The sequence below is a fragment of the Micromonospora sp. RTGN7 genome (genome assembly GCF_033804645.1).
Lineage (GTDB): Bacteria > Actinomycetota > Actinomycetes > Mycobacteriales > Micromonosporaceae > Micromonospora.
Genome location: NZ_JAPZLF010000003.1, coordinates 277,715 through 288,641 on the forward strand (window position 1 = coordinate 277,715; position 10,927 = coordinate 288,641).

2 protein-coding genes are annotated in these 10,927 nt (G+C 72.5%); both read left to right on the forward strand.

The genetic code is table 11. The features are described 5' to 3' along the window. Positions 1 to 32: 32 nt before the first annotated feature. On the forward strand, positions 33 to 5,471 hold the full coding sequence (locus tag SNR22_RS06555) for a polyketide synthase (protein WP_320065553.1): 5,439 nt from the start codon (positions 33 to 35) through the stop codon (positions 5,469 to 5,471). Between the two features lie 73 nt (positions 5,472 to 5,544). Further along, positions 5,545 to 10,920 carry a polyketide synthase gene (locus SNR22_RS06560; protein ID WP_320065554.1) on the forward strand — a complete coding sequence of 1,792 codons (5,376 nt, stop codon included), beginning with the start codon at positions 5,545 to 5,547 and terminating at the stop codon, positions 10,918 to 10,920. The last annotated feature ends 7 nt before the right edge of the window (positions 10,921 to 10,927 follow it).

Here is a 10,927-nt window from a genome sequence, read left to right on the forward strand (position 1 = left end):
GACAGCTGCTACCGACTGATTGGGGACCTCTGGTGAGTGCGTCGTATGAGAGGGTCGTCGAGGCGCTGCGGAAGTCGGTGGCCGAGGTCGGCGAGCTGAGGAAGCGGAACCGCCAACTCCTCGGCGCGTCCCGGGAGCCGATCGCCATCGTCGGGATGGCCTGCCGGTTGCCCGGTGGCGTCGCCGGGCCCGCGGACCTGTGGCGGCTGGTGTCCGAAGGCCGGGAGGCGGTGTCGGGCTTCCCGGCCGACCGGGGCTGGGACCTGGAGAACCTGTTCGATCCGGACCCGGACCGTTCGGGCACCTCGTACGTCAGCCAGGGCGGTTTCTTGCACGAGGCGGGGCTGTTCGACGCGGGGTTCTTCGGGATCTCCCCGCGTGAGGCGCTGGCCATGGATCCGCAGCAGCGGCTGCTGCTGGAAGCCTCGTGGGAGGCCTTCGAGAACGCCGCCGTCGACCCAACGTCGTTGAAGGGACACGACGTGGGGGTGTTCGTCGGCGCGGCCCCGCAGGGCTACGGTTCCGGTCCGATCGGGCCGGAGATGCAGAGCTTCGCGGGCACCGGGGTGGCGTCGAGCGTGGCATCGGGTCGGGTGTCGTACGTGTTCGGTTTCGAGGGTCCGGCGGTCACGATCGACACGGCGTGTTCGTCGTCGCTGGTGGCGATCCACCTCGCGGCGCAGGCGTTGCGACAGGGTGAGTGCTCGATGGCCCTCGCCGGCGGGACGATGGTGATGTCGAGCCCCAACTCCTTCGTCGTGTTCTCGCGGCAGCGAGGGTTGGCGGCGGACGGGCGGTGCAAGGCGTACGCGGACGGCGCGGACGGAATGGGTCTGGCTGAGGGCGTCGGCCTGGTGCTCCTCGAGCGGTTGTCGGTGGCGCGTGAGCGCGGGCACCGGGTGTTGGCGGTGTTGCGGGGCAGCGCGGTCAACCAGGATGGCGCGTCGAACGGGTTGACGGCGCCGAACGGCCCGTCGCAGCAGCGGGTGATCCGCAGCGCGCTCGCCGACGCCGGCCTGTCGCCGTCCGAGGTGGACGTCGTCGAGGGGCACGGAACCGGAACGTCCCTCGGAGACCCGATCGAGGCGCAGGCGTTGTTGGCAACCTACGGGCAGGGCCGCGATCCCGGGAAGCCGTTGTGGCTGGGGTCGTTGAAGTCGAACGTCGGCCACGCGCAGGCGGCTGCGGGCGTGGCGAGCGTGATCAAGGTGGTGCAGGCGTTGCGGCACGGGATCATGCCGCCCACCCTGCACGTCGACGCGCCCAGCACCGGGGTGGACTGGTCCGAGGGTGCGGTGGAACTGCTGACCGAGGCACGCCGGTGGCCGCGCGACGGAGACCCGCGTCGCGCCGGTGTGTCGTCGTTCGGGGTCAGCGGGACGAACGCGCACCTGATCATCGAGGAGGGATCCGAGGAGCCCGCCGACGAGATCGCGGCCGGCGGTGTGGTGCCGCTGGTCGTGACGGCTCGGAGCGCGGCGTCCCTGGCCGGCCAGGCGGGTCGGCTGGCCGCGTTCGTCGAGGAGGCCGGAATGCCGCTCGCGGGCGTGGCCGGCGCGTTGGTGTCGGGCCGGGCGGTGCTCGACGATCGTGCGGTCGTGGTGGCCGGTTCGGTCGAGGAGGCGCTGACCGGGCTCAGTGCGATTGCCCGTGGCGAGGACGCCACCGGTGTGGTGACCGGCAGCGTCGGCGCTCGCGGGAAAGTGGTGTGGGTGTTCCCGGGGCAGGGCTCGCAGTGGATCGGCATGGGTCGCGAGCTGCTGAGCTCTTCGGCTGTCTTCGCGCAGCGGGTGGCCGAGTGCGAGACGGCGTTGCAGCCGTGGATCGACTGGTCGCTCGAGGACGTGCTGCGGGGCGACACCGATCCTGCCGTGCTGGACCGGGTCGACGTGCTGCAGCCGGCCAGCTTCGCCGTGATGGTCGCCCTGGCGGCGGTGTGGGCGTCGGTGGGCGTACGTCCCGACGCTGTGCTGGGCCACTCGCAGGGTGAGATCGCGGCGGCGTGTGTAGCGGGTGCCCTCTCCCTCGAGGACGCCGCCCGGGTGGTGGCCCTGCGCAGCCAGGCCATCGCCGCGACGTTGTCGGGTCGCGGTGGCATGGCCTCCGTCGCATTGAGCGAGGAGGACGTGGTCGCCCGGTTGGCGTCGTGGGCGGACCGGGTCGAGGTGGCGGCGGTGAACAGCCCGTCGTCGGTGGTGATCGCCGGTGCTGCCCGGGCGTTGGACGAGGTGCTCGAGTCGTTGGAGGGCCAGGGCGTTCGGGTGCGGCGGGTGGCGGTGGACTACGCGTCGCACTCCCGGCAGGTCGAGGACATCCGCGACGCGCTGGCCACGGCGCTGGCCGGGATCACAGCGCAGGCACCGGTGGTGCCGTTCTACTCGACCGTGACCGGTGAGTGGATTCGCGACGCCGGGGTCGTGGACGGTGATTACTGGTACCGGAACCTGCGCAACCAGGTCCGGTTCGGCCCGGCGGTGGCCGACCTGCTCGGCCGGCGGTTCGGGATCTTCCTCGAGGTCAGCGCGCATCCGGTGCTCGTCCAGCCGATCAGCGAGATCGTGGACGACGCCGATGTCCTGGTGACGGGGTCTTTGCGGCGCGACGACGGTGGCCCGCGACGGCTGCTCACGTCGATGGCTGAGATCTTCGTCCGTGGTGTCCCCGTGGACTGGACGGCGATGCTGCCGGCCGGGGCGGCGTCCGCACGAGTGGATCTGCCGACCTATGCCTTCAACCACCAGCACTACTGGCTCCAGTCGGCCGAGTCGTCGACCGACGCGGCGTCGCTGGGTCAGTCGGCGACGGATCACCCCCTGTTGAGCGCGGTGCTGCGGTTGCCGCAGTCGGACGGGGCGGTGTTCACCTCGCGGTTGTCATTGCGGTCGCATCCGTGGCTGGCGGATCACGCGATCGGTGGTGTGGTGCTCTTCCCCGGCACCGGCCTGGTCGAGTTGTCGTTGCGGGCCGGTGACGAGGTCGGGTGCCCGGTGCTGGACGAACTCGTGACGGAGGCGCCGCTGGTGGTGCCCGAGCACGGTGGGGTCCGGGTCCAGGTCGCGGTGGGCGGAGCGGACGACAACGGTGTGCGCACGGTGGCCGTGTACTCGCTGCGCGAGGACGGTGCCGAGGTGTGGACGCGGCACGCCACGGGTCTGCTGTCGGCCACGCCGAGCGGCACCGGCACCGGGTTCGACTTCACGGCGTGGCCGCCGTCAGGTGCGCAGCGGGTCGAGGTCGGGGACTTCTACACCGACCTGGTGGAGCGTGGTTACGCGTACGGGCCGGCGTTCCAGGGGGTGCGGACGGTGTGGCGGCGGGGCGAGGAGGTCTTCGCCGAGGTCGCCCTGCCCGACGAGCACCGCGAGGACGCCGCCGCGTACGGCATCCATCCCGCGTTGCTGGACGCGGCCCTGCAGACCGGGACCGTCGCCGCGGCTGCGGCGGCGACGGGCGAGCAACGCGGGCGTTCGGTGATGCCGTTCGCGTGGAACGGGCTCGTGCTGCACGCCGTGGGCGCGTCGGCGTTGCGGGTCCGGGTCGCGCCGGACGGCCCGGAGGCGATGACCGTCGAGGCCGCTGACCAGACCGGCGGCCCGGTCCTGACGATGGACTCGTTGGTGTTGCGCGCGGTGCCCACCGGGCAGCCGGACACGGCAGGATCCGAATCGCTGTTCCAGGTCGACTGGACCGAGCTGCCTCCGGTGGCGGGGCAGCCCATGCCGTCGTGGGTGGCGGTGGCCACCGCCGGCGACGTGGCTGCCCTGACCGACGTGCCTGCGGTGGCGGTGCTGACGGCGGTCGGCGACGGCGACGCGCTGGCCGTGACGTCGCGGGTCCTGGCGGTCGTGCAGGCGTGGCTGACGGCAGCCGAACTGGACGAGTCGCGGCTGGTGGTGGCCACCCGGGGTGCGATGCCTGCTGGTGACGGCGTGGTGACCGACCCGGCGGCGTCGGCCGTGTGGGGCCTGGTGCGTGCCGTCCAGACCGAGCACCCGGACCGGGTCGTTCTGCTGGACCTCGATCCCGCTGCCGGCGACGGACCGGAAGCAGTGCTGGGTGCGGTGCTGGCCAGTGGTGAGCCGCAGGTCGCGGCGCGCGGAACGGCCCTGTCCGTGCCGCGTCTCGCCCGCGTCGGCCGGGCAGCGGATTCCCCCGCCCGGTTCGGTCCGGACGCGACGGTGCTGGTCTCGGGTGCTGGGTCGTTGGGCGGTCTCGCGGCCCGCCGCCTGGTCACCCGGCACGGTGTGCGCCGCCTGGTGCTGGCCAGCCGCCGGGGCCGGGACGCCGACGGGGTGGCGGATTTGGTCGCCGAGCTGACCGAGCAGGGAGCGGAGGTGTCGGTGCGGGCCTGTGACATGGCCGATCGTGAGCAGGTCGCGGCCCTGCTGGCGGAGCAGCGTCCGACCGCCGTCGTGCACACGGCGGGCGTGTTCGACGCCGGTGTGGTCGGGGCGTTGACCCCGGAGAAGCTGGCCCGGGTGTTCGCACCGAAGGTCGACGCGGCGCGGCATCTGGACGAGCTGACCCGTGACCTCGACCTCGACGCGTTCGTCGTGTACTCGTCCGCATCGTCGATCTTCATGGGCGCGGGCAGCGGCGGTTACGCGGCCGCGAACGCGTACCTCGACGGCTTGATGGCCCACCGCAGGGCAGCGGGCCTACCGGGGCTGTCGCTGGCCTGGGGACCGTGGCAGCAGGTCACCGGCATGGCGGACACCATCGACGACCTCACCCTGAATCGGATGAGCCGGCGCGAGGGGCGTGGGGGAGTCCTGGGTCTCGGGTCCGCCGACGGCATGGACCTGTTCGACGCCGCGCTGGCGTCCGGGCAGGCGCTGTTGGTGCCGATCAAGCTGGACCTGCGGGAGGTCCGTGCCGACGCGGCGACCGGCGGCGGTGTGCCGCACCTGTTGCGCGGTCTGGTCCGGGTGGGCCGACAGTCGGCACGGGCGGCATCCGGCGGGGACGGCGGGCTGGTGCGTCGACTCGCCGAGCTCGCCCCGGCCGACCGGGAAGCACTGCTCCTGGACCTGGTGCGTAGTCAGGTCGCGGTGGTGCTCGGGCACTCCGGAGCGGCTGCCGTTCGGGCGGACGGGGCGTTCCAGGACGCCGGGTTCGACTCGCTCACGTCGGTGGAGTTGCGCAACCGGCTGCGCGAGGCGACCGGCCTGAAGCTGCCGGCCACCCTGGTTTTCGATTACCCGAACGCGCAGGCCCTCGCCCGTTACCTGCGCGACGCACTCGCCGTCGACGAGGTGTCCCCGGTCGACTCCGTCCTGGCCGGTCTCGCCGGCCTGGAGCCGGCGATCGGGTCGGTGGCGTCCGACGACGCGGCCCGCGACCGAATCACCACGAGCCTGCGGGAACTGCTGAAGACAGCCGAGGCGGCGGCTGGCCCTGACACGTCCGACGACGATCTCGACATCGCCAGCGACGAGGAACTCTTCGCGCTCGTCGACCGCTTCGCCTGAGCACCGCCCGATCCGCACCGCCCGACCCGCACCGCCCGACCCGCACACGGACATCTCCTGGGAGCTGAGTTCAGTGGCTGACGAGGTACAACTCCGCGACTACCTCAAGAGGGCCATCGCCGATGCCCGCGACGCACGCAAGCGGCTGCGCGAGGTCGAGGACCAGGCGCGGGAGCCGATCGCCATCGTGGGAATGGCGTGTCGGTATCCGGGCGGGGTGTCCTCGCCCGAGGACCTGTGGCACGTGGTGGCGAACGGGACTGACGCTGTTGCGGGCTTTCCCACCGACCGGGGTTGGGACCTCGCCGGCCTCTTCGACCCGGACCCCGACCGTCCGGGCACGTCGTACACGAGCCAGGGTGGCTTCCTCGACGGCGCGGGCCTGTTCGACGCCGGGTTCTTCGGGATCTCGCCGCGTGAGGCGCTGGCGATGGACCCGCAGCAGCGGTTGCTGCTGGAGACCTCCTGGGAGGCGATGGAACGGGCGGGCATCGACCCGTTGTCGTGGAAAGGCAGCAACGTCGGTGTCTTCGCCGGGTTGTCCAGCCAGGGCTACGGGGCCGGCTCCGGTCGTCAGGTCGCCCCGGAACTGGAGGGTTTCGCGGGTACGGGTGCCGCTCCGTGCATCGCGACCGGCCGGGTGTCGTACGTGTTCGGCTTCGAGGGGCCCGCGGTGACGGTCGACACGGGGTGCTCGTCGTCGTTGGTGGCGATGCACCTCGCCGTGCAGGGGCTGCGGCAGGGTGAGTGCTCCGCGGCGCTGGCCGGCGGTGCGATGGTGATGGCCCAACCCGGCTCCTTCCTGTCATTCTCCCGGCAGCGAGGGCTGGCCACCGACGGACGGTGCAAGGCGTACGCGGACGGCGCGGACGGGATGGGCCTGGCCGAGGGCGTCGGCATGGTGGTCCTCGAGCGCCTGTCGGTGGCGCGCGAACGTGGGCATCGGGTGTTGGCGGTGTTGCGGGGCATCGCGGTGAACCAGGACGGCGCGTCGAACGGGCTGACGGCGCCGAACGGTCCGTCGCAGCAGCGGGTGATCCGCAGCGCCCTGGCCGATGCCGGGCTCTCGCCGGCCGACGTGGACGTCGTCGAGGGCCATGGCACGGGCACGGTGCTCGGTGATCCGATCGAGGCGCAGGCGTTGCTGGCCACCTACGGCCAGGGCCGGGACCCGGAGCGCCCGCTGTGGCTGGGCTCGGTGAAGTCGAACATCGGGCACACCCAGGCGGCCGCGGGCATGGCTGGCGTGATCAAGATGGTGCAGGCGCTGCGGCACGGCGTCCTGCCGGCGACACTGCATGTGCAGCAGCCCACCGCCGAGGTGGACTGGTCGGCGGGTGCGGTGGAGCTGCTGACCGAGGCGCGCCGGTGGCCGCGCGGCGACCGTGCGCGTCGGGCGGGCGTGTCGTCGTTCGGGATCAGCGGGACGAACGCACACCTGATCATCGAGGAGGCGCCCGAGGAACCGGCGCCGGCTGAGCAGACGTCGCCCGACGCTGTGGTGCCGCTGGTGGTGTCGGCGCGCAGCACCGGGGCGTTGGCCGGGCAGGCCGGTCGACTCGCGTCGTACCTGGAGTCGGGTGGGGTGCCGCTGGCAGGTGTGGCCGGGGCGTTGGTTTCCGACCGGGCCCTGCTCGGTGAGCGCGCCGTGGTGGTGGCCGAGTCTCGTGCGGAGGCGCTCGCCGGTCTGGCCGCGCTGGCCCGCGGCGAGGGCGCAGCTGGCCTGGTGACCGGCAGCGCCGGGTTGCCGGGGAAGGTGGCGTGGGTGTTCCCGGGTCAGGGTTCGCAGTGGCACGCGATGGGCCGGGACCTGCTGGATTCCTCGCCGGTCTTCGCGGAGCGGATCTCGGAGTGTGCCGACGCCCTGGCGCCGTGGATCGACTGGTCGCTCGTGGATGTGCTACGTGGCGAGACCGCTCCCGGAATCCTGGATCGGGTCGACGTGGTACAGCCGGCGAGCTTCGCGGTGATGGTGGGTCTGGCGTCGGTGTGGGCGTCGGTGGGTGTCGTTCCGGATGCGGTGGTGGGCCACTCGCAGGGCGAGATCGCGGCGGCCTGTGTGGCTGGTGCGTTGTCGTTGGACGACGCGGCGCGGGTGGTGGCGTTGCGCAGCCGGGCCATCGCCACGAAGCTGTCCGGCCGGGGCGGCATGGCGTCGGTCGTGTTGGGGGAGAACGAGGCGGCCGCCCGGTTGCGGCCGTGGGTTGATCGGGTCGAGGTGGCGGCGGTGAACAGCCCGTCGTCCGTGGTGGTCGCCGGTGACGCTCAGGCGTTGGACGAGGCGTTGCAGGTCCTCTCAGGCCAGGGTGTTCGGGTGCGGCGGGTGGCGGTGGACTACGCCTCGCACACCCGGCATGTGGAGGATATTCGTGACACCCTCGCCGAGGCGTTGGCCGGGATCGAGGCGCAGGCGCCGAGGGTGCCGTTCTACTCGACGGTGACCGGTGGGTGGATCCGGGACGCCGGGATCGTGGACGGTGGCTACTGGTACCGCAACCTGCGCCACCAGGTGGGCTTCGGGCCGGCGGTGGCCGACCTGGTCGAGCAGGGATATCGGGTGTTCGTGGAGGTGAGCGCCCACCCGGTCGTGGTCCAGCCGATCAGCGAGATCGTGGACGACGCCGATGTCGTGGTGGCGGGCACGTTGCGCCGGGAGGACGGGGGCGTGCGGCGGCTCCTGACCTCCATGGCCGAGCTGTTCACTCGAGGCGTCACGGTCGACTGGAGTGGTGTTCTGCCACCCGGTTCCGGGCATCTGGACCTGCCGACCTACGCGTTCGACCACGAGCACTTCTGGCTCCAGACCGAGGAGGCCGCGACCGACGCGGCGTCGCTGGGTCAGTCGGCGGTGGATCACCCGCTGTTGGGCGCGATGGTCCAACTGCCCCGATCCGAGGGGCTGGTGTTCACCTCATGCCTGTCGCTGCGGTCGCACCCGTGGCTGGCGGACCACGCGATCGGTGGTGTGGTGCTCCTTCCCGGCAGTGGGCTGGTCGAATTGGCGGTGCGCGCCGGTGACGAGGTCGGGTGCCCGGTGCTGGACGAACTCGTCACGGAGGCGCCGCTGGCCGTGCCCGAGCACGGCGCGGTCCGGGTCCAGGTCGCGGTGGGCGGTCCGGGCGACAACGGGGTACGCACGGTGGAGGTGTACTCCCTGCGCGACGACGGCGGGGAGGGGTGGACGCGGCATGCCACCGGAGTTCTGTCCGCCACAGAGGCGCCGGCGAAGGGATTCGACTTCACGGCGTGGCCGCCGTCGGGTGCGCAGCGGGTCGAGGTCGGGAACTTCTACCCCGACCTGGTCGAGCGTGGTTATGCGTACGGGCCCTCGTTCCAGGGCGTGCGCGCGGTGTGGCGGCGGGGCGAGCAGGTGTTCGCCGAGGTCGCCCTGCCGGACGACATGCGTACGGAGGCCGGCGGGTTCGGTGTGCATCCCGCGTTGCTGGACGCGGCCCTGCAGCCGATCCTGCTGAGCGCCGGAGACGGCACCGACGAACTGCGGCTGCCGCTCGACTGGACCGGGCTGGCGCTGCACGCCTCGGGAGCCTCGGCGTTGCGGGTGCGGCTGGTGCCCAGCGCAGCCGGAACCATGTCGCTGGAGGCGGCAGACGAGGCGGGCGGGCTGGTGGTGACGGTCGACTCGGTCGTGTCCCGGCCGGTGTCCGTCGAGAAGCTCGCCGCGACGACGGAGACTCGCGACTCGCTGTTCCGGGTGGAGTGGATCGAACTGCCCGCTGCCGCGGTGGAAGCGCCGTCGCTCGACGGTCGGCCCGATGTGGTGGTCCTGGAAGTGGCCGGCGAGAACGACGCGCTGGCGGTGGCCTCGCGGGTGTTGGCGGACGTGCAGGCTTGGCTGAATGGGCCGGAGGAGTCGCGGCTGGTGGTCGTGACCCGGGGTGCGGTGCCCGCCGGTGACGGTGCGGTGGCTGATCCGGCTGCGGCGGCGGTCTGGGGTCTGGTGCGTTCCGCCCAGGCCGAGAACCCGGACCGGATCACCCTGCTCGACCTCGACCCCGACGGCGACCTCGCGCAGCTGCCGGGTTCGGTGCTGGGCAGTGCGGAGCCCCAGATCGCGGTGCGCGGGACGGCCTGCCTTGTCCCGCGCCTCGCTCGTGCCGACGGTCAGCCGCCGGACGCGCCCACCGTGTTCCGCCCGGAAGGGACGGTCCTGGTTTCCGGTGCGGGAGTGCTCGGGGCGGTGCTGGCCCGGCACCTGGTCACCCGGCACGACGTGCGGCGTCTCGTGCTGGCCAGCCGGCGGGGGCCGGACGCCGACGACATGGCGGGCCTGGTCGCCGAGCTGACCGAGCGGGGCGCGGCGGTCTCGGTGGTCGCGTGCGACGTGTCGGACCGGGATCAGGTGGCGGCCCTGCTGGCGGAGCACCGTCCGACGGGCGTGGTGCACACGGCGGGCGTGCTGGACGACGGCGTGATCGGCGCGTTGACCCCGGACCGGCTGGCCACCGTCTTCGCACCCAAGGTGGCAGCGGTGCGGCACCTCGACGACCTCACCCGGGACCTGGACCTGGACGCCTTCGTGGTGTTCTCGTCCGGGTCGGGGGTGTTCGGCTCTCCCGGTCAGGGCAACTACGCGGCGGCGAACGCCTTCCTGGACGCGGCGATGGTGAACCGCCGGGCGGCCGGTCTGCCCGGGTTGTCGTTGGCGTGGGGCCTGTGGGAGCAGGCCACGGGCATGACCGCACATCTCGGCGGGGCAGACCAGGCGCGGATGAGCCGCGGTGGGGTGCGGGCGATGACGGCGGCGGAGGGCATGGAGCTCTTCGACGCCGCGCTGGCCTCCGAACAGGCCCTGTTGGTGCCGGTCAAGCTGGACCTGCGGGGAGTACGCGCCGGCGGTGCGGTGCCGCACCTGCTGCGCGGTCTGGTGCGGCCAGGACGGCAGCAGGCGCGGGCCGTGGCCGGCGGGGACGGTGGGCTGGTGCGGCGGCTGGCCGGGCTCGCCGCGGCGGAGCAGGAGGCGCTGTTGCTGGATCTGGTGCGTGGTCAGGTTGCGGCGGTGCTCGGGCATTCGGGTGCGGGGGCTGTTCGGGCGGACGGGGCGTTCAAGGATGCCGGGTTCGACTCGTTGACGTCGGTGGAGCTGCGTAACCGGCTGCGGGAGGCGACCGGCTTGAAGCTGCCCGCCACGCTGGCGTTCGACTACCCCACTCCGTTCGTCCTCGCGCGCCACCTGCGCGATGAGCTGGGGACGGGCGGCGACGCGCTCTCCCAGGTGAACACCAGGATCGCCGATGTCGAGTCGCTGATCGGCACCCTGGCTCTCGACGAGTCGACGAGAGCCGCCATCACGCTTCGCCTTCAGGGCCTGGTGGCCAAGTGCAACGGAGTCCGCGAGCAGGCGGACGTCGCCACGGTTGCCGAGCAGCTCGAATCCGCGTCCGCCGACGAGGTCCTCGACTTCATCGACGCGGAGCTTGGCCTCGGCTGACACCGCT